Raw genomic sequence first — 24954 nt, 5'->3', positions numbered from 1 at the left:
AGAAGCCGGGCGCTCAGAACGAGTGATGGATGCCGGTCAGGACAATCGTCTGGTTCCGGCCGCTCGACACACCCGCGGTAAAGAACGCGGCGTTCGTGTCCGGACCCGCGCGCTGATACAGCGCATTCACATACAGTTGCGTCGACTTCGACAGCGAGTAGATATCGCCGATCATGAACTGCGTCCAGCGATTGCCCGCCAGCGTCGTCGTCGCGGCGCCGCCGGCCACGGTGTTGAACGGCGTGAACTGATAATTCGCGCCGGCATCGTAGCTCTGGAACGTGTCCGAGTGTCCGGCCGACTCCAGCTTCACGCGCGTGTATAGCGCATGCAGCAGCAGCTTGCCGAACTGATACGACGCGCCTGCGCCCATGTTCTGGACCTTGTCCGCGATGTAGTTCGCCGCGGGCACACCCTGGAAGGTCGTGATGCCCGTGGTGACGATCGACGGCGTGCGGTCATGCTCGTTCGAGTACGCCGCACCGGCCTTGAACGGACCGTTCGCATAACTTAGCGCAAAGCTCAGGTTCCGGCCGGTTGCGAAGTTGGTCGTGTTGCCAAGACCCATCATCGCGCCGACCGAGAAGCCGCCAAAAGTCGCCGAACGGAATTTCGCCGAGTTGTCGAACGGCACCACGCCGGTGTCGGCGAGCGAATCGATGTTGCCCGGGTGGAACGCATACCAGCTGGCCGCCAGATAGCCGGTGCTCAACGGACCCAGCACGTCGAAACTGAACGGCGTTTGATGGCCGAACGTCAGCGTGCCGATCTGGTCCGAACTCAAGCCGACAAACGCCTGACGATTGAACAGCACGCCCGGTTTAGCGAACGCGCCAGTGTTCGTGTAGAAGCCGTTTTCCAGCTGGAAAACCGCTTTCAGACCGTCGCCCAGATCTTCTACGCCCTTCAGGCCCCAGCGGTCGGGCTGCATGTTGCCCTGTTCCTGAATCCACCTGGAATGACCGCCTACATTGCTGATATACGCGACACCGGCATCCAGGCTGCCGTATAGCGTCACACTGCTCTGCGCCCACGCGCTCGTGGTCGCGCAGATTGCCGTCAAGCCGGCCGCAATGATGTGCTTCACCGTTGGTTCTCCTGATCACACGACATTGGCCTTTGCCGAATTCGTCGTCCCTGATCCTTGCTTTGGGTTGAATGCAGCTCTGGGTTTATGCGCCAAAACCGCTCCGCTTTATGTTCCACCTATGGGCGTTTGTATCGCCTATGGAAAAGCATAGTGAGTCTGGAAGTGGTCAAAATAAATTTTCGAACCCCGTACAAACCCGAAGGAACATCCGCGCGTTTGTCTGGAAATTTCGCGCAACCCCAAGCGTGACAGGGCGCGCAGCCGCATCGCCCCGCCCCGGCGGAGCACGCAATGCTGTGTTGCGAATGCCACAGTCGGTGTTTTCCCCTACTACTCCAGATTTTTATTTTTTCTCGTCGAAGCCACTCCTATAATCATCCATACACGAACTACTGTTCCTTATGTGGAACACGGGGCTTCAGGAGAAGGCAAGAAATGACTGATCAATGGCGCTGCGCCGGCCATGCCGGCGACCTGTCCGACGACGCGCCGCTCGAGTTCAAACTCGACGGCACCGAAATCGGCATCTACAAGGTGGGCGACGAGCTGTACGCGCTCGAAAACGTCTGCCCCCATGCATATGCGTTGCTGACGCAGGGCTTTATCGACGGCGACACCGTCGAGTGCCCGCTGCACGAAGCCGTATTCCATATCCCGACCGGCAAATGTCTGAAAGAGCCCGGTGGCCGCAACCTGAAGATGTATTCCGTACGTCTGGCAGGTGAAGAAATCCAGATCAAGGTGGAATGACATGCGAGAGGTAGCCGTGAACTTCAATCCCTTTCTGAAACCGTGGCTCGCGCCGCAGCCGAACAACGTCGGCGGCAAGGGGGTGATCGAGAAGCCGGGCGAGACCGGCAACTTCATCTGGCAAACGCGCAAGGCCGAGCCGACCCAGTACGAAAACGACTTCGGCGATGCGCTCGAAAAAGTTTTCGAAGGCGGCGCGATGGAGTTGCAGGAAGTGGTCGACGGTTTGAACCGCGTGGGCTTCCGTACGCCGGAAGGCAATGCGTGGGACGCCGATCGTCTTGCCGCCGAATTCCGCCTGCTCGCCGAATAAGCGCGCTTTCCCGAACACGTTTCATCGCATCCGTATCCGGAGTCTCTTCATGACGTCCCCCACTACAACTCAAGGCGCAGCCGACCCGATCCAGTCGTACCTGAACCAGGGCCTGCGTAACTACTGGTATCCCGTCGCGCCGAGCTGGCAAGTCGGCGACGCGCCGGTCGGCATCACGCGCCTGGGCGACCAGATCGTGCTGTGGCGCGACAAGCAAGGCAAAGTCCGCGCGCTCGAAGACCGCTGCCCGCACCGCGGCGCGCGTCTGTCGCTCGGCTGGAACCTCGGCGGCAGCGTCGCATGCTGGTATCACGGCGTTGAAGTCGACGGCAGCGGCACGGTGCAGAAAGTGCCGGCCGTGTCGAACTGCCCGCTGGAAGGCCAGAAGTGCGTGAAGTCATATCCGGTTGAAGAGCACGCCGGCGCGATCTTCCTGTGGTTCGGCGACGAAGCGCGTAAGGAACCCACGCCGCTCGTGCTGCCGGAAGAACTGGTTGACGACGAATACGCGAGCTTCCTGTGCGTGTCGAACTGGAAGTGCAATTACCAGTACGCGATCGACAACGTGATGGACCCGATGCACGGCGCGTACCTGCACGCAACGTCGCACTCGATGGCCGAAGGCGACAAGCAGGCCGACATGCGCGTGCGCAAGACCGAAACCGGTCTGATGTTCGAAAAGGTCGGCCAGCGCGACGTGAACTTCGACTGGGTGGAACTCGGCGAAACCGGCTGCCTGTGGATGCGCCTCGCGATTCCGTACCAGAAGAAGTTCGGCCCGGGCGGCAGCTTCGGGATCATCGGCTTCGCGGTGCCCGTCGACGGGGACAACTGCCAGGTTTATTTCTGGCGTACCCGCAAGGTGCAAGGCTGGCAGCGCGACGCGTGGCGCTTCCTGTATCGCAACCGTCTGGAAGGTCTGCACTGGGCCGTGCTCGAACAGGACCGCTACGTGCTCGAAAGCATGGCGCCGAATGCCCGCGACCACGAATTCCTCTATCAGCACGACGTCGGCATGACGCGGGTGCGCCGCATGCTGCGTCAGCGCGCGCAACAGCACTTCGCCGATCTGGACGCGCATCGCGCGCAAGCGGCAGCAGCCACGCCGGTCGCGGCGCAAGCAGGCCACAGCCATGCGTAACGCCACGCACGCAGCGCTCAGCGGCCGGCGCGTCCTCGTGACGGGCGGTGCGCGCGGTCTCGGCGCGGCGTTTGTCCGCGCGTTGGTGCAAGCCGGCGCACACGTGGTGTTCGGCGACGTGCTGCATGAAGAAGGCGCAGCGCTCGCGGCATCGCTCAGCGAACAAGGCCATGCGGCGACCTACCTGCCGCTCGATCTCGCCAACCCCGTCAGCATCGAACAATTCGCGCAGCAAGGTGCCGCGCAGCTCGGCGGCATCGACGCGCTGATCAACAACGCGGCGATCACCAACTCCGGCGGCAGGTTCGCCGACGAGTTGTCGGTCGACACGTGGGACGCCGTGATGAACGTCAACGTGCGCGGCACCTGGCTGATGAGCATCGCCGCGCTGTCGTATCTGCGCGACTCCTGCCGTGGCGCTATCGTCAACATCGCGTCGGACACGGCGATGTGGGGCGCGCCGAAGCTGCTCGCGTATGTCGCGAGCAAGGGCGCGCTGATCTCGATGACCCGCTCGCTGGCGCGCGAATTCGGCGCTCATCAAGTGACCGTCAACGCGATCGCGCCGGGCCTGACCGAAGTCGAGGCGACCGCGTACGTGCCCGCCGAGCGTCACGAGTATTACCTGCAAGGCCGCGCGCTGACGCGCGCACAAGTGCCCGACGACGTGACCGGGCCGGTGCTGTTCCTGTTGTCCGACGCCGCGCGCTTCGTGACTGGCCAGTTGCTGCCGGTGAACGGCGGCTTCGTGATGAATTGATCTTGTCGAATCGAAAGGAGAAAGAGATGGCGGACGCCGATATCGAACGCAAATCGTGGGAACAACCCGCGGACGCGAGCTTTGGACAATGGTTGGACAGCCGCGTCGCGCGTCTGGAAACGCGTCGCTATGACTGGGACGCGCTGAAGTTCCAGGCCGACTACGACCCGAAGTATCGCCGCGCGCAAATGCGCTACGTCGGCACGGGCGGCACGGGTGTCGCGAAAGACATGAACACGGTGCCGGCAGGCGGCTTCACGTTTTCGACGATGGTGATCCCGGCCGGCAATATCGGGCCGAGCCATATTCATATGGACGTCGAAGAAATCTTCTTCGTGTTGCGCGGCAAGATGAAGGTGATCTGCGAGAAAGACGGCGAAACTTGGGAAGCCGTGCTCGGCGAACGCGACCTGATCTCGGTGCCGCCGGGCGTGTACCGCACGGAAATCAACATCGGTGAAGAAGACGCGCTGATGTGCGTGATGCTCGGTTCGCCGAAGCCGATCACGCCGACGTATCCGCCGGATTCGCCGCTCGCCAGGCTCAAGCGCTAAAGCGATAAAGCGTCGTTCCAGTTTCACAACACTCGCGAAGGAAATCATGTCCGCAGTCCCGTCCGCTACCGCCGATCAACACGCCACGCTCGAAGCACGCCTTGCGGGCTTTCCGGCGCAGCAGGTCTCGCTGGCATCGCAACGCGCGCTGAGCTATCGCGAAGCGGCGAGTGCGAACAGCGACGCGCTGCCGCTCGTGCTGTTGCACGGTATCGGTTCGGGCGCGGCATCGTGGGTGCAGCAGTTTGAAGTATTAGGCGCGAGCCGCCGTGTGCTGGCGTGGGACGCGCCGGGTTATGGCGCGTCCACGCCGGTCGCGGCCGAGTCGCCCGTAGCCGGCGATTACGCAACGGTGCTGAAGGACTGGCTCGACGCGCTCGGTATCGAACGAGGCGTGCTGGTCGGGCACTCGCTCGGCGCGATCATCGCCGGTGCGTTTGCGGCGGCTTGTCCGCAGCGCGTGGCCGGTCTGTTGCTGTTGTCGCCGGCGGGCGGTTACGGCGCGGCATCGGCCGAGGTGCGCGAGACGAAACGCGATCAACGTCTCGCGATGCTGAAAGAACTCGGCCCGCAAGGTCTCGCCGAAAAGCGCAGCGCCAATATGTTGTCCGCTCACGCGAGCGACGAAGCCCGCGCGTGGGTGCGCTGGAACATGTCGCGCGTGATCCCGCACGGCTACGCGCAAGCGGCACATCTGCTCGCCAACGCCGATCTCGCCGGCGACCTCGCGCGCTGCACGGGCCGCATCAACGTCGCGGTCGGCGCCGCCGACGCCGTTACGCCGCCCGCGGCCTGCGAGCGTCTCGCGCAGGCCGCGCGCACCCCACTGCAGGTCGTGCCGCACGCGGGGCACGCCGGCTATATCGAAGCACCCGCCGCGTACACCGCGATCATCGACACGTTCTGCCGCGCGAGCGGCGGACCACGGAGCCAATGAATGACGCCCGACACCATCAACGCCGAGCGCGACGCGGACGACGACCGCAACGACACCAGTAGCGATTCCGGCTACCGGGTGCCGGGTCTTGAACGCGGTCTGAAGATTCTGACCGAGTTCTCGCCGCGCGAGCCGGTTCTCGGCGCGCCGGAATTGTCCCGGCGCCTGAAGATTCCTCGCACGACGGTGTTCCGTCTGCTGCAAACGCTCGAATCGCTCGGTTTTCTCGAACGTGCCGACAAGGACCGCAACTATCGCCTTGGCATCGCGGTGCTGCGGCTCGGTTTCGAGTATCTGAGCTCGCTCGAATTGACCGACCTCGGCCTGCCGATCATCGAAGCGCTGCGCAACGAAACAGGTCTGACGAGCCACATCGTGATTCGCGACGGACGCGATGTCGTGTTCGTCGCCAAGGCGCAAAGCCATGCGCCGATTTTCAGTTCAGTGAAGGTCAACGTCGGCACCCGTCTGCCCGCTTATGCGACCACGCATGGCCAGGTGCTGATGGGCGACATGACGCTCGACGATCTGAAGAAGCTCTATCCCGAACCGGAACTCGAGCGCTTCACGAAGCAGACGCCCACCACTGTCGAGGATCTGTACGAACGGATTCGCGACGACGCGCGGCGCGGCTTCGCGATCAGCGAGTCGTCGTTCGAACGCGGCATTTCGGTGGTCAGCGCGCCGGTGCGCAACGACACGGGCCGCATCGTCGCGGTCATCACAACGACGATTCCGCGCCACGAGATCGACGCGTCGCTGCTCGACAGCGGCCTGATCGACAAAGTCCGCCGCGCGGCCGACGAACTTTCGCAGCGGCTCAACTATCGGCCGAAGCTTGGGCCGAATGCGGGCAGCAAATACATGAAGGCATTGGGGATCCGACGATTCAAATCGACTTGTGCGGGCAGGTAGCGGTGGTGACGGGCGGTTCGTCCGGCATCGGCCTCGCGACCGCCGAACTGTTTTTGCGGGCCGGCGCATCGGTCGCGATCTGCGGCCGCGACACCGAGCGTCTCGCGCAAGCGCAAGCCGCGCTGAACGCGCAGTTTCCCCATGCGCAACTGTTCGCGCAAAGTTGCGACGTGCTCGACACCGACGACGTCAACGCGTTCGCGCAAGCGGTGCAAACGCGCTTCGGCCGCACCGACATGCTGGTGAACAACGCGGGCCAGGGTCGCGTGTCGACGTTCGCCGACACCAGCGACGACGCCTGGCGCGAAGAGCTCGACCTGAAGTACTTCAGCGTAATCCGTCCGACCCGCGCGTTCCTGCCGATGCTGCGCGATGCGGCCGGGGCTGGCAACAACGCGGCCGTGGTCTGCGTGAACTCGCTGCTCGCGCTGCAACCCGAGCCGCACATGGTGGCGACGTCGTCGGCGCGCGCCGGCGTGCAGAACCTCATCAAGTCGCTCGCGGTGGAACTCGCGCCGCAGCGCATCCGCGTCAATTCGATTCTGATCGGCATCGTCGAATCGGGTCAGTGGCGCCGCCGTTACGCGACCCAGGCGCAGCCGGGCCAGAGCTGGGAAGACTGGACCGCCGAACTGGCGCGCAAGAAAAACATTCCGCTAGGCCGCTTCGGTCGCCCCGAAGAAGCCGCTCAAGCGCTCTTTTATCTGGCTACGACGCTGTCGTCCTATACGACGGGCAGTCACATCGATGTTTCTGGAGGCGTTGCACGACATGTCTAACAAAACCACCGTTGGCGAACTGATCGCCGCCTTTCTCGAGCAATGCGGCGTTCAAACCGCATTCGGCGTGATCTCGATCCACAACATGCCGATCCTCGACGCGATTCACAACCGCGGCAAGATCCGCTATGTCGGCGCGCGCGGCGAAGCCGGCGCGGTGAACATGGCCGACGGCCTCGCACGCGTCTCCGGTGGCCTCGGCGTGGCGTTCACCAGCACCGGCACCGCGGCGGGCAACGCAGCGGGCGCGATGGTCGAAGCATTGACCGCGGGCACCGCGTTGCTGCACGTCACCGGCCAGATCGAAACCGAATACCTGGATCAAGACCTCGCGTACATCCACGAAGCGCCGGACCAGTTGTCGATGCTGTCGTCGATCTCGAAGGCCGCGTTCCGCGTGCGCTCGGTCGAGACCGCGCTGCCGACGATCCGCGAAGCCGTACGGGTCGCGCAAACCGCGCCGAGCGGCCCGGTGAGCGTCGAGATTCCGATCGACATTCAGGCTGCCGAAGTCGAATGGCCGACCGACCTCGCCGCGCCGCACGTCACGACACTCACGCATTGCAGCCAGCGCGTCGCGCAACTCGCGGAGCAACTGGTCAACGCGAAGCGCCCGCTGCTGTGGCTGGGCGGCGGCACGCGCCATGCGACCCAGGCGGTCGAGCGTCTGGTGGCGCTGGGCTTTGGCGTCGTCACCAGCGTGCAGGGCCGTGGCGTGCTGCCGGAAGATCATCCGGCGACGCTCGGCGCGTTCAACGTGCATGCGGCGGTCGAGCGTTTCTATAAGACGTGCGACGCGCTCGTGGTGGTCGGTTCGCGTCTGCGTGGCAACGAAACGCTGAAGTACAAGCTGGCGTTGCCGCAACCGCTGTATCGCATCGACGCCGACGCGCTCGCCGACAACCGCGGCTACCGCAACGAGATGTTCATTCACGGCGATGCGGCGGCCGTCCTCGACGAACTCGCGACGCTGCTCGAAGGCCGCCTGAAGGTCGATCCGAAGTTCGCGCAGGATCTGGCCGCCGCGCGCGAAAGCGCGGTTGCCGACGTGGGCAAGGGCCTCGGCCCGTACAAGTGCCTCGTCGACGCGCTGCAAGCGGCGGTGGGCCGCGACTACAACTGGGTGCGCGACGTCACGATCTCAAACAGCACGTGGGGCAACCGCATGCTGAAGATCTTCGCGCCGCGCGCGGGGGTTCATGCACTCGGCGGTGGCATCGGCCAGGGCATGCAGATGGGCATCGGCGCGGCGCTCGCGGGCAATGCGGCGAAGACCGTGTGTCTGGTCGGTGACGGCGGCCTGATGGTCAACGTCGGCGAACTCGCGACGGCCGTGCAGGAAAACGCCAACGTGATGATCGTGCTGATGAACGACCAGTGCTACGGCGTGATCCGCAACATTCAGGACGCGCAATACGGTGGCCGCCGCTGCTACGTCGATCTGCATCAGCCGGATTTCGCGCAGTTCTGCGCGAGCCTGAAGCTCACGCACTACCGCATCAAGTCGCTCGACCAGGCCGACGCGATCATTCGCGAAGGCATCGCGAAGACTGGTCCGGTGCTGGTCGAAGTGGACATGCTGTCGGTCGGCTCGTTCGCCACCGCATTCGCGGGGCCGCCGGTCAAGGAACAGGAGCCGCAACATGCATGAGGCCGGCTACGCGGGACATCACGCGCCCGTCGACGTCGCGATGATCGGCTTCGGTGCGATCGGCCAGGCGGTGTACCGCTCGGTCGCCGCCGATCCGGCGGTGCGCGTGTCTCACGTGATCGTGCCGGAGCGCCATATGGCCTCGGTGCGCGCCGTGGTGGGCTCGATGGTGGACGTGGTGACGTCGGTGTCCGCGCTTAGCAGCCAGCCGCATTTCGCTTTGGAATGCGCGGGACACAGCGCGCTCGTCGATCACGTGGTGCCGCTGCTGAAAGCCGGTACCGATTGCGCGGTGGCGTCGATCGGTGCGTTGTCCGATGTGATGCTGCTCGACGCGTTGTCCGCCGCCGCCGATGAAGGCGACGCGACGTTGACGCTGCTCTCCGGCGCGATTGGCGGCGTGGACGCGCTGGCCGCGGCCAAGCTCGGCGGCCTCGACGAAGTGCTGTACACGGGCCGCAAGCCGCCGACGGGCTGGCTCGGCACACCGGCCGAACAGGTCTGCGATCTGAACGCGCTGAATGAAGAGATGGTGATCTTCGAAGGCAGCGCGCGCGAAGCGGCGCGCCTCTATCCGAAGAACGCCAACGTTGCCGCGACGATCGCGCTGGCCGGTCTCGGTCTGGACCACACCACGGTCCGATTGATCGCCGACCCGAACGTGACGCGCAACGTGCATCGCATCGTGGCGCGCGGCGCATTCGGCGAGATGTCGCTGGAAATGTGCGGCAAGCCGCTGCCGGACAACCCCAAGACGTCCGCGCTGACCGCGTACAGCGCGATGCGTGCGCTGCGCAATCGCGCGGCCCGTTGCGTGATTTAAGACTTTAGCTGAAGCAAACCGGAATGACCGACATGACTCACTTCGATACCAGCCTCGTGCCTACCGGCGATATCTTCATCGGCGGCGAATGGCGGCAAGGGCGTGGCAACCCGTACAAAAGCCTGTATCCGGCGGATCAGTCGGTCAACATGGAAATCTCGACGGCCAACGCCGACGACGCCCGCGACGCCGTGCAAGCCGCCGACCTCGGATGGCGCCGCGCGGACTGGTCGGGTCTGAAGCCGCATCAACGCGCGCTGATCCTGTACCGCATCGCCGATCTGATCATGGCGCGCCACGAAGCGCTCGCGCAATTGCAGCGCCGCGACAACGGCAAGCCGATCGGCGAAACGCGCGTGCTGGTGGCGAGCGCCGCGAACACGTTCCGCTATTTCGCGGCCTGCCTCGAAACGCTCGACGAAGAAGTCACGCCGTCGCGCGGCGACTATCTAACGATGAGCGTGTACGAGCCGATCGGTGTGATCGCGGCGATTACGCCGTGGAATTCGCCGATCGCTTCCGACGCGCAGAAGCTCGCTCCCGCGCTCGCGGGCGGTAATGCGGTGGTGTTGAAGCCCGCCGAAGTCACGCCCTTGGTTTCCTTGGCGCTGGCGCGCATCTGTGAAGAAGCTGGCGTGCCGAAGGGCGTCATCAGCGTGCTGCCGGGCAAGGGCTCGGTGATCGGCGACGTGCTGGTGCGTCATCCGCTGGTGAAGAAAGTGTCGTTCACGGGCGGCACCGAAGTGGGCCGCGGCATCGCGCGCATCGCGGCGGACAAGCTGATGCCGGTGTCGCTCGAACTCGGCGGCAAGTCGCCGACCATCGTGTTCGACGACGCCGATCTCGATCACGCGGTGAACGGCGTGCTGTACGGCATTTTCAGTTCGTCGGGCGAGGCGTGCATCGCGGGTTCGCGCCTGTTCGTGCAGCGTTCGATTTACGACGCGTTCATGAAGCGTCTCGCTGAAGGCGCACGCAAGCTGCGCGTCGGCGATCCGTCGCTGATGGAAACGCAGATGGGTCCGCTGATTACGGCAGCGCATCGCGAAACCGTCGAGCGCTATGTCGCGCTGGGTCTCGAAGAAGGCGGCCGCCTGCTGTGCGGCGGCGAACGTCCGGTCGGCGATGGCCGCGAAGCCGGCACCTACTTCCAGCCGACGATTCTCGAAGGCCTGACCAACGACGCGCGCATCTGCCAGGAAGAAATCTTCGGCCCGGTGCTCGTGGCGATGCCGTTCGACGACGAAGCCTCGCTGCTGAAAGAAGCGAACAACAGTGTGTTCGGCCTCGCAGCCGGCATCTGGACGCGCGATTACAAGCGCGCTTACCGGATCGCCCGCGCGCTCGAAGCCGGCACGATCTGGATCAACACCTACAAGCTGTTCTCGATCTCGACGCCGTTCAGCGGCTGGAAAGAGAGCGGCATGGGACGCGAGAAAGGCCGCCTCGGCATCCGCGAATACATGCAGCAGAAGAGCCTCTACTGGGGCTTGAACGACGCGCCGCTGGCGTGGGCTAACGCGCCCCGGGCTGACGCGCCCCGGGCGAACTGAATACGCAAGATAGGCAAGAGGTACGTTATGGCGATTCTCGGCATTGAACAGATTATTTACGGCGTGACGGATCTCGCCACCTGCCGCCGCTTTTTCGCGGACTGGGGCCTCAAGGAGACCGCGCACGATGAGACGCATGCACGCTTCGAAACGCTCAACGGCTGCACGATTCTCGCCGTCGACGCGAACGACCCGTCGCTGCCGCCCGCGTTCGAAGAAGGCCCGACGCTGCGTGAGGTGACCTGGGGCGTCGCGACGAAGGCTGAACTCGACGAACTGCGCGGCCGTTTCGCCGGCCAGCCGGGTCATTTCGAAACCGGCGACGCGGTCGGCTGCATCGACCCGAACGGTATGGCGATTCGTGTCGAAGTGACTCGCAAGCGTACGCTCGACGTGCACGGTTCGCCGTCGAACGTGTGGGGCCAGACGTTGCGCGTCGATCAGCCGTCGCCGATCTACGAACGCGCTGAGCCGGTCGAAGTGGGCCACGTCGTGTTCTTCACGAACAAACTGGCCGAACAGGAAAAGTTCTACCAGGAACTGCTCGGCTTCGAAATGTCGGACCGTTATCCGGGCCGTGGCGCGTTCATGCGCTGCGCGCCGCACGGCGGCCATCACGACATTTTCCTGCTGGCGCTGCCCAACGGTAAGCGCGGCTTGAATCACGTCGCGTTCACCGTGCGCGACATCCACGAAGTGTTCGGCGGCGGCATGCATGTCAGCCGCTGCGGCTGGGACACGCAACTCGGGCCGGGGCGTCATCCGGTGTCGTCGGCGTACTTCTGGTACTTCCAGAATCCGGCCGGCGGCCTGATCGAGTACTACGCCGACGAAGACCAGCTCACGCCCGAATGGCAGCCGCGCGATTTCGAACCGGGGCCGACCGTGTTCGCCGAATGGGCGATCGACGGCGGCATCGACGGCAATACGCGGCGCCAGAAAAACGCGAAGGCGCCGGAAGGCAAGTTCATGACGGAGCGCAAAAATGACTGATGCTGCTACTGCAAAGGCGCAAGCCGCGCATGCCGGACTCGAAGCACCGCGCACGATCGTCGTGATCGGCGGCGGCCAGGCGGCGGGTTGGGTCGTGAAGACGCTGCGCAAGGAAGGCTTCGACGGCCGTCTCGTGATGATCGCCGACGAGGTTCATCTGCCGTACGAGCGCCCGCCGCTGTCGAAGGCGGTGCTCTCCGGCGACGCGGATATCGACACCGTGCGTCTGGTGAAGCCCGAGGACTTCGACGCGCTGAACGTCGAAGCGTGGCAACCGGAGTGCGCGAGTTCGATCGATCGCGAGCAATGCATCGTGCGCACGCAGTCGGGCCGCGAAGTGCAATACGACCGGCTGGTGATCGCCACCGGCGGCGCGGCGCGCCGTTTGCCGGACGCGATGGTGAAGACCTCGCACGTTACCTACCTGCGCACGCTCGACGAAGCGGTCGCGCTCGGCGAACGGTTGCGCGCGAGCCAGCGCGTGCTGGTGGTGGGCGGCGGCTGGATCGGTCTGGAAGTGGCGGCCACCGCGCGCAAGCTCGGCGTCGACGCATGCGTGGTGGAAGGTGCGCCGCGTCTGTGCGCGCGCTCGTTGCCGCCGATGGTGTCGAACTTCCTGCTCGAACTGCATCGTGCGAACGGTGTGGACGTGCGTTTGAACGCATCGCTCGTGAAGCTCGAAGATCATCCGCATGATGCCAGCCGGGTTCGCGCGACATTCGCGGACGGCTCGACGCTCGACGCCGATTTCGCTGTCGCCGGCATCGGCCTCACGCCGCACACGGCGCTCGCTGAAGCGGCGGGTGTGAAGGTGGACGACGGCATCGTCGTCGATCATTTCGGCGCGACCGACGACCCGCGCATTTTCGCCTGCGGCGACGTCGCCAATCATCCGAGCGCGTGGCTCAAGCGCCGCGTGCGGCTCGAATCGTGGGCCAATGCGCAGAACCAGGCGATCTCGACGGCGAAAGCCTTGCTCGGCACGTTCGAACCGTACGCGGACATTCCGTGGTTCTGGTCCGATCAGTACGACGTCAATCTGCAAATACTCGGCGACATTCCGGGCCATGCGCAACTGGCGGTGCGCGGCGACTTGCCGGGCAAACGCGCGACGCTGTTCTATCTGGAAGACAGCGCGATTCGCGGCGTGATCGCGATCAACACGCCGCGCGAACTGAAACTCTCGCGCAAGTGGATGAACCAAGGCCGGACCATCGACCTTGCCACCCTGACCGACGCCTCGACGGCGCTTGCCTAACACATCTACGGACGGCACCACGGCATGAGAACCATCGACAACAACATTGGGGACCGCAGCAGCGCCGGTGTCTCAGGCCCCGTGACCCGGGGCTCGATCATCGCGCGTCTCGAGCGCTTGCCGAAGAATGCGATGCAGGTGCGCGCGCGCATTCTGATCGGTCTCGCGACGTTCTTCGACGGCTTCGACGTGATCGCGATTGCGGCCACACTGCCGATCCTGATCGCGAAGTGGCAACTGACGCCATGGGAGATCGGCTTCCTGATCGGCTCCGGTTCGGTCGGACAACTGATCGGCGCGTTCGTGTTCCCGTGGTATGCGGAGCGCAAGGGGCGCGTGAAGGCGATTGCGTTGAGCTCGGGGATCATCGGCATCACGAGTATTGCGTGCGGTTTTGCGCCGACCTTCGCTGCGTTCGTCGTGCTGCGGGTGATTCAGGGCTTGGGGCTCGGCGGCGAGTTGCCGGTGGCCGCGACTTACATCAACGAGATCAGCCGCGCGCATGGCCGTGGACGTTTCGTGCTCCTCTATGAAATCGTGTTCCCGGTCGGCCTGCTGGCGTCGAATGCGCTGGGTGCCTGGATCGTGCCGCGCTTCGGCTGGCAAGCGATGTACTTTATCGGCGGGATGCCCTTGATTCTGTTCTTCGTGTTGCGCAAGCTGGTGCCGGAATCGCCGCGCTGGCTCGCCGAGCGCGAACGGATGGCCGATGCCGATGCGGCGGTGCATGCGTTCGAACGTGCCGCGAAAGGTCCGCTGCCGCCGGTGGCCAATGCGGCTGAATTCGACGCGATGGCGAATCGTCATCCGAAGCGCCGCATGGCGGACCTGTTCGGTCCGGCGTATCTGAAGCGCACGCTGGCCGTGGCGATGTTGTGGATCACCTGCGGCTTCATTCAGTACGGCCTGTCGACGTGGCTGCCGACGATCTATCGCACGATTTATCATGTGCCGCTGCAACTGGCGTTGAATCTGGCGGTGGCGGCTTCGGTGCTCGGCGTGCTTGGGTCGCTGACCTGTGCGTTGCTGGTCGACAAGGTGGGGCGCAAGCCGATCATCAATGTGTCGTTCGTGGCGTGTGCGCTTTCGCTGGTGATGGCGGGCGTGTTCCACGGCTCGTCGGTGTATGTGGTGGCGACGTGCTGCGCGTTGGCGCTGGGTTTCCTTGCGTGCGGGTTCATCACGGCTTACGTGTATACGCCGGAACTGTATCCGACCAGTATCCGGGCGATGGGCTGCGGCGTCGGCGGCGCGTGGCTCAAGGTGGCGGCGATCTTCGCACCGGCGATCGTGTCGAAGACGATGATCGGCGGCAATTTGCAGGTGGCGTTTTATATTCTTGCGGCAGTGCCGTTTCTGGCGGCGGTTGCGGTGCATTTTCTTGGTATCGAAACCAAGGGGAAGGTGCTGGAGCAGCTGGAGGCTTGAGGGTGTGAGGGGTTGGGTGGGCCTTTGTTTTTTGGGCGGATAACCGGCCAAACATACAAACGTGGCGCCCCCCCTCATAACGCCTTGCGATACACCACAAACCCCGACTTATCCGCGACGCTGTCATAAAGCTTCATCGCCGTCTGATTGGTCTCATGCGTCTGCCAATAGACACGCTGCGAACCATCCGCTTTCGCGCGCGCATACACCGCTTCGATCAGCGCCCGCCCCACGCCCTTGCCGCGCTCGGCTTCCAGCGTATACAGATCTTGCAGATAGCAGATCGGCCCCGCCATCGTCGTGTGACGGTGATACAGGAAGTGGACGATGCCGAGCAACTGGCCGTTGCGTTCGGCCACCATCGCGTGCATCGGCTCGTAGCCGTCGAAGAAACGTCCCCATGTGATTTGCGTGATCTCACGCGGCAATGCCGTTTCGCCCGAGCGGCCATAGAACGCGTTGTAGGCGTCCCATAGCGGCAGCCATGCGTCGAAGTCGTCACGAGTAACGGCGCGGATCTGGATCGAGTCGGTCATGTGTACGGTTCCTTGTTGAGTGATGGCGGCAATCGAACGAGTCGCTGTGATGCCAAGGCTGCCGTGAAGCCGTCGATGCAGGCGAGCGCGGCCCGCGTCATCGCGGGTTCGTCGATGTCGTCCTGCTGGGGGATGAACAGTGCGTTGGCGTCGGACATCGTTGTTTGCGCGCGGCGGATCATCCGATGACGATCGCCCGACGGGGCGAGCGGATTCGGAATCGAGCCCTGCTCGATCAACGTGGTGTCGTGTCCCAGCCTGGCGAGCGACCACGCCGTGCTCAAGCCGGCGATACCCGCGGCTACGATTATCACTCGCATCCCGATCCCCGAGTCGATGGCTCAGGGTCAGAGTCTGGCAGTGCGAAATATCTTCGGTACGCGCTCGCAAGAATCGGCGCGCCGACTAGCGCTAGCGGGCCGATGCGAGGCGTGATCCGGGGTGCGGTGGTCTCCGCGCGCCACCGTGTCAATGTTTGTGGTTCGAACTATGGCGAAGCTGGTCGCGCACCTTCTTGGCGGCAAACAGCGGCACGTAATCGAATACGCGTGCGTCTTGCCGATAATCGGCCAGGGTGTCCGCGTACATCTGGGAAACCGTTTCCGTTGGCGTATCGGTTTCTTCAGCGATGCTTCTCACCACTTCGTCTACATTGGGCTCGGGCTGCGACATGGATCTCTCCGGAGAGGCCGGCGGGTTGAACGGATGGAACGCAGACGACAGGTGTTTATTACAGGATGCGAAGCGCGAGCATGCCAATTGAATCGATCTATCGTGTGATCCGTTTCACAGAGATTTTTTTCTTGCGCTGTGGCCAACGCCTATGCAGCAGGGCGATGCGCGAAATCAATGGGTATGCCGGTGGTGAATGTCCGGAAAATGCGCATGGGCATGCGTGATCGGCGCATGGTGATGCGCATGGTGATGCGCATGGGTGTGCGGTTCTTCACCGTCCCAGGCGAAGTCGTGCTCGTGCTGATGATGCGCGTCGTGCCGATGACGATGCGTGTGCTCCAGCGGCTCATGCGTATGTGGATGCTCGTGGCGTTCGCGGATGTGCAGCCACACGCCGAGCGTCATCAACGCGGCGGCGACCCAGAACAGCAGCGGTGGCAGTTCCGGCCACAGCAGCCACGACAGCGTCACGCCGAATAGCGGCGCGACCGAGAAATAGGCGCCGGTACGCGCGGTGCCGAGATTGCGCAGCGCGACGACGAACAGCACGAGACTGACGCCGTAGCCCGCGAAGCCTGTGAGCATCGCCAGCGCGACGCTCGACAGGTTCGGCCAGCGGGCGCCGAGGGTGAGCGCGAGCGCCACGTTCACCGAACCGGCGACCAGCCCTTTAATGCAGGCGATGAACATCGCGTCGTGCGTCGATACCTTGCGGGTGAGGTTGTTGTCGACGGCCCAGCACGCGCACGCGCCGACCAGCAGCAGCGTGCCGGGCGGCAGGCCGGCCGCGCCCGGCTGCCATGACAACGCCACGCCGCCCGCGACGATCGCGGCCATGCCGAGGAACACCTGCAGGTCGACGTTCTCGCGGAACACGATCCACGCGATCAGCGCGGTGAACACGCCTTCCAGATTCAGCAGCAGTGAACCGGTGGCGGCGGGCGTCGTGTTCAGACCCAGCATCAACAGCGCGGGCCCGGCGACGCCGCCCGCCGCGATCGCGCCGGCCAGCCACGGCACTGCGTGCAACGGGAAGCGGTTGTGAGCGGTCTGTTGGCCGGTGGCGCCGTGTTTGAACCGGCGCGCCAGAATCACGATGTCGGGCCGCGTGTTCCAGTGGTTCCAGACCTATGAGTACATGCGCAACTTCATCGCCCGCTTTGCGTGGATGCGGGCCGACAGTCTGCTGCTGATTTCGGGTGCGTTCGCGTCGTTCAGGCGTGACGCGCTGCTCGACGTGGGCGGCTTCGATCCGCAATGTCTGGTCGAAGACTATGAACTGATCCACCGGCTGCGCCGCTATTCGGTCGATCGAGGGCTCGGCTGGGACGTGCGGGTAGTCGGCGAAGCGCACGCTCATACCGACGCGCCGGACCACCTCGGCAGTTTTCTGCGGCAGCGCCGCCGCTGGTTCGCGGGCTTCCTGCAAACGCAGTACTGGAACCGCGACATGACCGGCAATCCGCGCTACGGCAGGCTCGGCATGCTGATGCTGCCGGTCAAGGCAATCGACACGATGCAGCCGATCTACGGGCTGACCGCATTCGCGCTGCTGCTTGGCTTTCTGTTCGGCGGCCATGGCGCGATTGTCGTGTCGATCTTCAGCGTGATCGGCCTGAAAACCGCGATCGATCTCGCGTTCTATCTGTGGAGCATTCACCTGTATCGACGCTGGACCGGCGAGCGCAGCGGCAACAGTCTGTGGATGGCGATGCTCGCGGCGCTTGCCGAGCCGTTCACGTTTCAGCTCGTGCGGCATGTCGGTGCCGCGCTTGGCTGGCTGCATTTTCTGCGCGGCGGACGCTCGTGGGGCGTGCAGCGCCGCTCCGGACTGGTGGCGCACGACGAGAACTGAGCGCACGTCGCGTTTTCCGGCGCGTTCCGGATCGCGGGGAGGCGCGCTTACGCAGGCGCGAGGCGTCGCAGACAGGCCGCCGTGTGCCGGCATCCGACCAGGCGGCGGCCGCTTCGAGTAGACTGGCGACGATGCCGGCCTCGACATGCAGGGCGGCGACCTTCTATCCGCTCGTGCACGGAGGCTTCACTTATGCATGCTGTTCCCCCGCTCGAACAAGACACCGTCGATGCAACCGTCGATGCGTCGCCTGCTCACGCAGCGGCGCAGAATGCTGCTCATGCCGCCGCAACAACGGCGCACGCGCACGCGCCGGGCCACGCCGCCAACCATGCGCCGGTACGCGATCTGCGCCGCGTCGGCATTCACCCGGACTACTGGTATCCGCTCGCATGGTCGCATGAAGTGAAGCGGGGCAAGACGCATGGTGTGACCTTCGCGGGCGACCCGATCGTGCTGGCGCGCACGGAGTCCGGCAAGGTGTTCGCGCTGGAAGACCGCTGCGCGCATCGTCAGGTGCCGCTGCATCAGGGCGTTGTCACCGGCGAATCGATTCGTTGCGGCTACCACGGCTGGACCTATGACTGCTCGGGCAAGTGCGTCGACGTGCCGTACCTGGGCCGCGACCGTCTGCCGAACGGCGTGCGTTCCTATCCTTGCCAGGAAATCGAAGGGTTGATTTTCGTGTTTCCGGGCAATGCCGAGTTCGCCGACCAACGGCCGCTGCCCGATCTCGGTTCGGTGGCGGACAAGAAGTACAAGACGCGCCGGTTCGGCCGCCCGGTGAATTGCCACTATTCATTCATGCACGAGAACCTGATGGACATGAACCATCAGTTTCTGCACCGTAAGCAGATGGGGCAGATGCGGGCGCGTTCGGTGGGGAGGCGGCGCGGCGAAGGCTGGGTCGAAGTCGACTACACGTTTGCGCGCATGGCTGGCCAGCAGCCGTTTGGCGAAGCGATCGTGTTCGGCCAGAGCCGCAGAACCGGCAGCAACAATGACAAGGACGTGATGACGATCCGCACCGAGTATCCGTATCAGACGCTGCAGATCCGCACGACCGAACAGACGCTGGTGATGAATCTGTGGATCGCCTATGTGCCGCTCGATCGCGAGCAGCGCACCAACCGCACGTTCGGGCTGCTGTCGATTCGCAAGCCCGGGATTCCCGGCGTGCTGAATCTCGCGTGGCCGCTTCTCGTGTGGTTCACCGAACGGATTTTCAAGGAAGATCGTGAGATCGTCGAAGCCGAACAGCGCGCTCACGACTCGCAGGGCGCCGACTGGAATCATGAGGTGTTTCCGGTCATCAACGATCTGCGCGCGTTGCTGCGCGAGTGCGGCGCGCCCGATCAGCTGGTGGGCGCCGGCACCGGCGACACGGTGGTGATCCGCTTCTGGGATTCGCGGCACGGCAACCCATTGGCGAATACCTGATATTCGGGTTTCTTGACGCCGCGCGGGATCGTACAATCATCGGCGACGATGAGCGGCGGGCCGGGCGGCAGTTATAACGGTAGCAACGGTATAACGACACTCACCACGCACAGACTCATCGAGCGGGAAAGCCGCAAACATAATTGATCGCCTGAGAGAGAGGCCATTCGATGAGTCCCGAACTGCATGTGGTCATGCCGGTTGCCGTGTTCCTTGTGGGTCTCGCCATCATTGCGCTGGCGCTCGTGAAGGGCGGTCCGAAGCCACCGCCGCCGCTCGCGTCGATCAACGAGCCGTTCAAATCCGTCGATACCTCCGATTTACCCCCGCTCGAACGCTATACCGCCCGCGACAACGCGCCGCTCGCGTATCGGCGTTATCCGAACCGTCTCGCGCGGGCGTGCGGCAGCGTGGTGCTGATTCATGGCTCGTCGGCGAGCGGCGTCAGCCTGCACACGTTGGCGAAGGCGCTCGGCGCGGCCGGCTACGACGTCTACGTTCCCGACATGCGCGGCCACGGCGAATCGGGCAGGAAAGGCACGATCGCCTATATCGGGCAACTCGAGGACGATCTCAGCGACTTTCTCGACGCGGTTCAGCCGGCCGGGCCGCGCACGTTGGTGGGCTTCTCGGCCGGCGGCGGGTTTGCGCTGCGCTTTGCGGGCGATTCGCGGCAACTGGTCTTCGATCGCTATGTGCTGCTTGCGCCGTTCATTCACCACAACGCGCCGACCACGCGGCCTGGGAGCGGTGGATGGGTGAGCGTCGGTGTGCCGCGCACTGTCGCGCTGACGCTCCTCAACAAGCTGCGCATCACCGCCTTCAACGATCTGCCGACAGTGGCCTACGCGTTGTCACCCGAAGCGGCGGCGAGACTCACGCCGCAATACTCGTACAACCTGATGAAGAATTTTCGTCCGCACGATAACTACCGCGCCGATATTCGCGCGACTCGGCGGCCGCTCGAAGTGCTGGTCGGCGCCGACGACGAGGCGTTTCGCGCTGAAGCGTTTGCCGGCGTATTCGTCGAGGCGGGGCGCGTGGTGCCGGTCACGATCGTGCCCGCTGTGGGCCATATCGGCTTGACGCTGGAGCCTGCGGCGCTGGCCGAGATCGTCGCGGCGGTCTCCGAACATGTGGACAAGGCGGTGCATGCGTAGGCGAGCTTGCCCCTTGCTTTCCCCATCTCACGGAATTAATTCATCTCCACACGGTAGGCAATGCGGCGCGCGCGAGCGGCGATAATGTCGGCTGATGCGCGCGGGTTTGCGCTAATCGGCATGCGCCGCGCTCACACCCGTGTACTATTTCGCTTTTTCCGATCTTCAAGAAACGCTCGTGACCACGCAACAACTCCCCACCGCATCGCGTAAATCGCTCACTTTGCTGCAACTGCTTGGCCTGATCGGCGCCGCCGGCCTGATCGCCTCCATCCTGCTGAATCATCTGGTCTAGTCGCACTGCGACGCCGCTGCGTGACGCGTGCGGCCCCACGCCGGCACGGGTTCCCGGCTTTCTCGATATTGCGATTGCCATGTACAGGAAGGGCGTAGCCGTAGAAATCCAGTTTTCCCCCGAGCGGCTCAACGACGGCGCCGGCGATCCGTACTGGATCGATTTGACGCAGGACGAAGCCCAGCGCTTGCTGGAAAGCCTGCAGGCGCGTCTTGCCGCGAACGGGAACGGCGGCGGCACGGCCGCGCCGCTGGTCGTGAGCCTCGACAAGACGCCGGCGCCGCCCGCAACGAACGCGGCCGGGCCGGCGCCCGGCCATGCCGTCTGCGCGGACGACTTCAAGCAATGGGTCTGCGTGATCTGCGGCTGGGTCTACGACGAGGCTGCCGGCCTGCCGGACGAAGGTATCGCGCCGGGCACGCGCTGGGCGGACGTCCCGGCCGACTGGCGCTGCCCGCTTTGCGACGTGGGCAAGGAAGATTTTGCGTTGGTCGAGTTTTAAACCCGCCCGCAAGCCGGGCAATCCAGCGCTATCAAGCCGTCCCTTCCGGATAATCCGCACCCTCGGTCGCGGTCTTCCACGTGTCGAAGTCGCCGCGCATGAAGTCCAGCTTCTTGTACGCGAGGTCGAGCGCGACCTTGCCGAGCAGCAGACGCAGCGGCGGCTGGTCTGACAGCGCGGCGTCGATGATCGCCTGCGCGGCGCGCACCGGATCGCCCGCCTGCTTGCCGCTGCGCGCTTCGGTCTGCTTGCGGCGCTCGCCGGCCGTGCCCGCATACGCGTCGATCACGGTGGCCGATTGCTTGATCGACGGCCCTGCCCAGTTCGTGCGGAACGGGCCAGGCTCGACGATCAGCACGCCAATGCCAAGCGGCTTCACCTCCAGCGCCAGCGATTCGGACAAGCCTTCCACCGCGTATTTGGTCGCGTGGTAATAGCCGGTCGCCGCGAAACTCGCAATGCCGCCGATCGACGACACATTGACGATCAGGCCGCTATGCTGCTCGCGCATGATCGGCAGCACGGCCTTCGTCAGGTCGATCAGACCGAACACGTTGGTCTCGAACATCGCGCGGACTTCGTCGTCCTCGCCTTCCTCGATCGCGGCCAGATAACCATAACCCGCGTTGTTGACGAGCGCGTCGATACGGCCGAAACGCTGCTTCGCCTGCGCGACCACGGCTTCGATCTGCGCGCGGTTCGTCACGTCGAGCGGCAGAACCAGCGCGCGGTCGCCGTGGGCTTCCGCGATATCTTTCACTTTCGACGCGTCGCGTGCGGTGACGACCGCACGCCAGCCGCGCTCCAGCACCAGCTTCGCCAGTTCGCGGCCGAAGCCGGTGGAACAGCCCGTAATCAGCCAGACGGGATTGTCTCGATTCATCATTTGGGAAACTCCTGTTGATGGTCTACCACGTGTGAAGACTCCGCTACGGCGCGAACGCGCAGTGCGCGCGCTCGCGTCCGCAATCGGTTTGCTAGTGGTGTTCAGCGTGAAGCGCGCCCGGCGTTTTTAGCGGATGGCATCCGCGACGGCTCGCGCGAGTGCACGTTGGGTTGCGGACGACGCCGTTATTGCCGGCTGTGTCCGCGCCTGTGTCCGGCATTGGTTTTCAATTGTAGCCGCAGCGCGGCGGCTTCGCTTTGCAGCGCTTTGACGAACGCGCCGGCCAGCGGATGGCTCGGACGATGCTCCGGATGAATCACGCTCACGCGAAACGGCAACGACACGGCGAGCGGCCGGATATGCAGATTGCGGCCCGCGAAATCGACGGCGGTCAGCGGATTGACGATTGCGATGCCCAGGCCCTGGCGCACGAAACTGCAAACCGAGACCGCGGTCGGCGTCTCGATGAGCTGGCGGCGCGCGATGCCAGCTTGCGCGAACGCTTCGTCGATCTGAAGCCGGTACGGATCGTTCGACGACAGGCTGATGAAAGCCTGATCCGCGAAATCCCTCAACTCGATCACGCGCCTGGCCAGCAACGGATGCCCGTCAGGCAGCACGCACACTTCGTCCACTTCGAGCAACGGCGTCAGACGCGTGCCGGGCGGCGGCGCGCCGTGTTCGGTCAGGCCGAGGTCGTAGCGTTGCGCGGTCAGCCATTCTTCGAGAAACGGCGACTCCTGCGTGGCGATCGACAGGCTCACGCCCGGCTGCGCGTCGTGAAAGCGTTTCGACGCGCCCGGCAGGATCGAATGCGAGAACACGGGCAACGCGATGATGGAAAGCTGGCCGCCCTGGAATTCGCGCAGACTCGCCGCCGTCGACGCGACCCGTTCGAGCCCGATATACGCACGCTTGATCTCATCGAACAGCGTCAGCGCGGACATCGTGGGCCGCAGCCGCCCATGCGCGCGTTCGAACAACGCAAAGCCGATGCTCTGCTCCATGCGCGCGAGCTCGCGGCTGACGGTGGGCTGCGACGTGAACAGCATCTCGGCCGCTTTGGTGACGCTGCCCGCCGTCATCAGCGCGCGGAAGACCTCGATGTGCCGGTGCGTGAGCGCCATGATGGGTATATCCGTAATGAATGGATGACCGAAGAATAGGTATTTTACTGAATGGATGGTTCTCTGCATCATGCCGGTTGCTGCAACGCTTCGACATCGAGAGAGAACCGTGACGCCATTCAATCCGCAACAAGTCGTCGAACTCGCCCAGCAGCATGGCACGCCGCTGTGGATCTACGACGCCGATGTGATTCGCCAACGTATCGCTGAACTACGCAGTTTCGACGTGATTCGCTATGCGCAGAAGGCATGTTCGAACGTGCATATTCTGAAGCTGATGCGCGACGAAGGCGTCATGGTCGACGCGGTCTCTCTGGGCGAAATCGCGCGCAGTCTCGCGGCGGGCTTCACACCCGATGGCGATCCAGAAGGGGTGGTGTTCACGGCGGATCTGCTCGATCACGCGACGCTCGCCGCCGTGCTCGAACATCGCATCACGGTCAACGCCGGCTCGCTCGATATGCTCGAACGGATAGGACGCCATGCGCCCGACGGTCATCGCGTGTGGCTGCGGATCAATCCGGGTTTCGGTCACGGGCACAGCAACAAGACCAATACCGGCGGCGAGCACAGCAAGCACGGTATCTGGCTCGATGATTTGCCGCGGGCGCTGGACCTCGTTCGCCGTTACCGGCTGACGCTTGTCGGGCTGCACATGCACATCGGCTCGGGCGTCGACTATGCGCATCTGTCGCGCGTCTGTGATGCGATGGTCGATGCAGTGACGGGCCTCGGCCATGACATCGAAGCGATTTCCGCCGGCGGTGGTTTGTCGGTGCCGTATCGCGAAGACGGGCCGCGCATCGACGTCGATCACTACTTCCGGCTTTGGGATGCGGCGCGCCGGCGGATCGAGGCGCACGTCGGGCATCGCGTGCGGCTGGAAATCGAACCGGGCCGCTTTCTGGTCGCGGAGGCGGGTGTGCTAGTCGCCGAGGTCCATGCGTTGAACCGGCGGCCCGCGCGGCAATTTGCGCTGGTCGATGCGGGATTCAACGACCTCGTGCGGCCGTCGTTTTACGGCAGCCATCATCGGATGAGCGTGGTGAAACGAAGCGGCGTGCCGAGCAATACGCCGATCGGTTCATTCGCGGTGGCGGGCCCATTGTGCGAGGCCGGCGATGTGTTCACGCAGACCGAGGGCGGTGTTGTCACGAGCCGGTCGATGCACACGCCCGAAGTGGGAGACTTCATCGTGTTTCATGACGCGGGCGCGTATGGCGCGTCGATGTCATCGAACTACAACAGCCGGCCGCTTGCGCCCGAGCTGTTGCTGGAGCAGGGCAAGCCGCGGCTTATCCGGCGCCGGCAAACCATCGGCGAATTGATCGCGCTCGAAACAGTGGACTGATTGCAGTGTGAGCGTCGCCGGCTGGCTGATAGCTCGATGTGCAACGCACGCTCAGCGCGCGCGGATGCTGCCATGTTGCGAGTGGCATAACTTTCGAGAATTCGTTGGTATTTGGAAAGGGAATGGAAAGTGATAAGAAGGACAATAGTCACCGTAACGCCATCTGATTGATGGTGCGCTCA

25 protein-coding genes and 1 pseudogene are annotated in these 24954 nt (G+C 64.1%); 19 read left to right on the top strand and 7 right to left on the bottom strand.

Annotation, left to right across the window (positions count from 1 at the left end; translation table 11 throughout):
* Positions 1–13 precede the first annotated feature (13 nt).
* Positions 14–1087 carry a porin gene (locus HV744_RS22775; RefSeq protein WP_175151654.1) on the bottom strand — a complete coding sequence of 358 codons (1074 nt, stop codon included), beginning with the start codon at positions 1085–1087 and terminating at the stop codon, positions 14–16.
* Positions 1088–1525: 438 nt separating this feature from the next.
* On the opposite strand from HV744_RS22775, the gene HV744_RS22770 reads away from it, so the two are divergent.
* The 14 genes from HV744_RS22770 to HV744_RS22705 are packed head-to-tail and all read left to right on the top strand — an operon-like array spanning position 1526 to position 14945.
* Complete coding sequence (locus tag HV744_RS22770) at positions 1526–1840, top strand: non-heme iron oxygenase ferredoxin subunit (RefSeq protein ID WP_175151653.1); 315 nt, start codon at positions 1526–1528, stop codon at positions 1838–1840.
* 1 nt (position 1841) lies between these two features.
* Entirely contained in the window at positions 1842–2153 is a 312-nt protein-coding gene (locus tag HV744_RS22765; protein ID WP_175151652.1) for a recombinase-like helix-turn-helix domain-containing protein, read from the top strand.
* 49 nt (positions 2154–2202) lie between these two features.
* Positions 2203–3294 (top strand): aromatic ring-hydroxylating dioxygenase subunit alpha, encoded by a 1092-nt coding sequence (locus HV744_RS22760; protein ID WP_175151651.1) that lies wholly within the window; start codon positions 2203–2205, stop codon positions 3292–3294.
* Positions 3287–4054 carry an SDR family oxidoreductase gene (locus tag HV744_RS22755; RefSeq protein ID WP_175151650.1) on the top strand — a complete coding sequence of 256 codons (768 nt, stop codon included), beginning with the start codon at positions 3287–3289 and terminating at the stop codon, positions 4052–4054. The genes HV744_RS22760 and HV744_RS22755 overlap by 8 nt, the downstream gene beginning before the upstream one ends.
* Before the next feature lie 26 nt (positions 4055–4080).
* Positions 4081–4608, top strand: coding sequence for a cupin domain-containing protein (locus tag HV744_RS22750; protein ID WP_175151649.1), 528 nt, complete (start codon positions 4081–4083; stop codon positions 4606–4608).
* A gap of 46 nt (positions 4609–4654) precedes the next feature.
* Positions 4655–5545: an alpha/beta fold hydrolase gene (locus HV744_RS22745; protein WP_175151648.1), complete on the top strand. Its 891-nt coding sequence runs from the start codon at positions 4655–4657 to the stop codon at positions 5543–5545.
* Positions 5546–6460, top strand: a complete 915-nt coding sequence (locus tag HV744_RS22740; protein WP_175151647.1) for an IclR family transcriptional regulator — start codon at positions 5546–5548, stop codon at positions 6458–6460.
* Entirely contained in the window at positions 6433–7239 is an 807-nt protein-coding gene (locus HV744_RS22735) for an SDR family oxidoreductase (protein ID WP_175151698.1), read from the top strand. The genes HV744_RS22740 and HV744_RS22735 overlap by 28 nt, the downstream gene beginning before the upstream one ends.
* Positions 7232–8890: a thiamine pyrophosphate-binding protein gene (locus HV744_RS22730; protein WP_175151646.1), complete on the top strand. Its 1659-nt coding sequence runs from the start codon at positions 7232–7234 to the stop codon at positions 8888–8890. Before HV744_RS22735 ends, HV744_RS22730 begins: the two co-directional genes overlap by 8 nt.
* Positions 8883–9713, top strand: coding sequence for an aspartate dehydrogenase (locus HV744_RS22725; protein ID WP_175151645.1), 831 nt, complete (start codon positions 8883–8885; stop codon positions 9711–9713). The genes HV744_RS22730 and HV744_RS22725 overlap by 8 nt, the downstream gene beginning before the upstream one ends.
* 32 nt (positions 9714–9745) lie before the next feature.
* On the top strand, positions 9746–11266 hold the full coding sequence (locus HV744_RS22720) for an aldehyde dehydrogenase (RefSeq protein ID WP_175151697.1): 1521 nt from the start codon (positions 9746–9748) through the stop codon (positions 11264–11266).
* 27 nt (positions 11267–11293) lie between these two features.
* Complete coding sequence (locus HV744_RS22715; protein WP_175151644.1) at positions 11294–12259, top strand: VOC family protein; 966 nt, start codon at positions 11294–11296, stop codon at positions 12257–12259.
* The gene (locus HV744_RS22710) at positions 12252–13517 is read left to right on the top strand and encodes an NAD(P)/FAD-dependent oxidoreductase (protein WP_175151643.1); all 1266 of its coding nucleotides are present in this window, start codon (positions 12252–12254) and stop codon (positions 13515–13517) included. Before HV744_RS22715 ends, HV744_RS22710 begins: the two co-directional genes overlap by 8 nt.
* A 24-nt stretch (positions 13518–13541) precedes the next feature.
* Positions 13542–14945: an MFS transporter gene (locus HV744_RS22705; RefSeq protein ID WP_175151642.1), complete on the top strand. Its 1404-nt coding sequence runs from the start codon at positions 13542–13544 to the stop codon at positions 14943–14945.
* Between the two features lie 74 nt (positions 14946–15019).
* Here HV744_RS22705 and HV744_RS22700 read toward each other — a convergent pair whose 3' ends face one another.
* The 4 genes from HV744_RS22700 to HV744_RS22685 all read right to left on the bottom strand — a co-directional run bounded on the left by HV744_RS22700 (position 15020) and on the right by HV744_RS22685 (position 17251).
* Positions 15020–15481, bottom strand: a complete 462-nt coding sequence (locus tag HV744_RS22700) for a GNAT family N-acetyltransferase (RefSeq protein ID WP_175151641.1) — start codon at positions 15479–15481, stop codon at positions 15020–15022.
* Entirely contained in the window at positions 15478–15801 is a 324-nt protein-coding gene (locus HV744_RS38295) for an FAD-dependent oxidoreductase (protein ID WP_343056445.1), read from the bottom strand. Before HV744_RS38295 ends, HV744_RS22700 begins: the two co-directional genes overlap by 4 nt.
* A 148-nt stretch (positions 15802–15949) precedes the next feature.
* Positions 15950–16153 (bottom strand): DUF3562 domain-containing protein, encoded by a 204-nt coding sequence (locus tag HV744_RS22690; RefSeq protein WP_175151640.1) that lies wholly within the window; start codon positions 16151–16153, stop codon positions 15950–15952.
* A 174-nt stretch (positions 16154–16327) separates the two neighbouring features.
* Positions 16328–17251, bottom strand: a complete 924-nt coding sequence (locus HV744_RS22685; RefSeq protein ID WP_281363664.1) for a DMT family transporter — start codon at positions 17249–17251, stop codon at positions 16328–16330.
* Between HV744_RS22685 and HV744_RS22680 the strand changes: the two are divergent.
* The 4 genes and pseudogenes from HV744_RS22680 to HV744_RS22665 form a co-directional block, all read left to right on the top strand.
* Positions 17250–18011 (top strand): annotated as a pseudogene (locus HV744_RS22680) (glycosyltransferase family 2 protein); the annotation flags it as partial. The gene HV744_RS22685 and the pseudogene HV744_RS22680 sit on opposite strands and share 2 nt — an antisense overlap.
* Before the next feature lie 192 nt (positions 18012–18203).
* Positions 18204–19451, top strand: a complete 1248-nt coding sequence (locus HV744_RS22675; RefSeq protein ID WP_175151639.1) for an aromatic ring-hydroxylating oxygenase subunit alpha — start codon at positions 18204–18206, stop codon at positions 19449–19451.
* Between the two features lie 170 nt (positions 19452–19621).
* Positions 19622–20611: an alpha/beta hydrolase gene (locus HV744_RS22670; protein WP_175151638.1), complete on the top strand. Its 990-nt coding sequence runs from the start codon at positions 19622–19624 to the stop codon at positions 20609–20611.
* Between the two features lie 374 nt (positions 20612–20985).
* Positions 20986–21408: a rubredoxin gene (locus HV744_RS22665; RefSeq protein WP_175151637.1), complete on the top strand. Its 423-nt coding sequence runs from the start codon at positions 20986–20988 to the stop codon at positions 21406–21408.
* 31 nt (positions 21409–21439) lie between these two features.
* On the opposite strand, the gene HV744_RS22660 is transcribed toward HV744_RS22665, so the two are convergent.
* A complete protein-coding gene (locus HV744_RS22660) occupies positions 21440–22294 on the bottom strand; it encodes an oxidoreductase (protein WP_175151636.1) in 855 nt (284 codons plus the stop codon).
* A gap of 185 nt (positions 22295–22479) precedes the next feature.
* Positions 22480–23421 carry a LysR family transcriptional regulator gene (locus tag HV744_RS22655; protein ID WP_175151635.1) on the bottom strand — a complete coding sequence of 314 codons (942 nt, stop codon included), beginning with the start codon at positions 23419–23421 and terminating at the stop codon, positions 22480–22482.
* A gap of 109 nt (positions 23422–23530) precedes the next feature.
* Here HV744_RS22655 and lysA point away from each other — a divergent pair, with 109 nt between their 5' ends.
* On the top strand, positions 23531–24772 hold the full coding sequence (gene lysA / locus HV744_RS22650) for a diaminopimelate decarboxylase (protein WP_246279150.1): 1242 nt from the start codon (positions 23531–23533) through the stop codon (positions 24770–24772).
* Positions 24773–24954: the final 182 nt, after the last annotated feature.

It is taken from the genome of Paraburkholderia ultramafica (assembly GCF_902859915.1).
GTDB lineage: Bacteria > Pseudomonadota > Gammaproteobacteria > Burkholderiales > Burkholderiaceae > Paraburkholderia > Paraburkholderia ultramafica.
The sequence above is the reverse complement of the archived record's forward strand: the minus strand, read 5'-3'. Positions and strand labels throughout refer to the sequence as shown.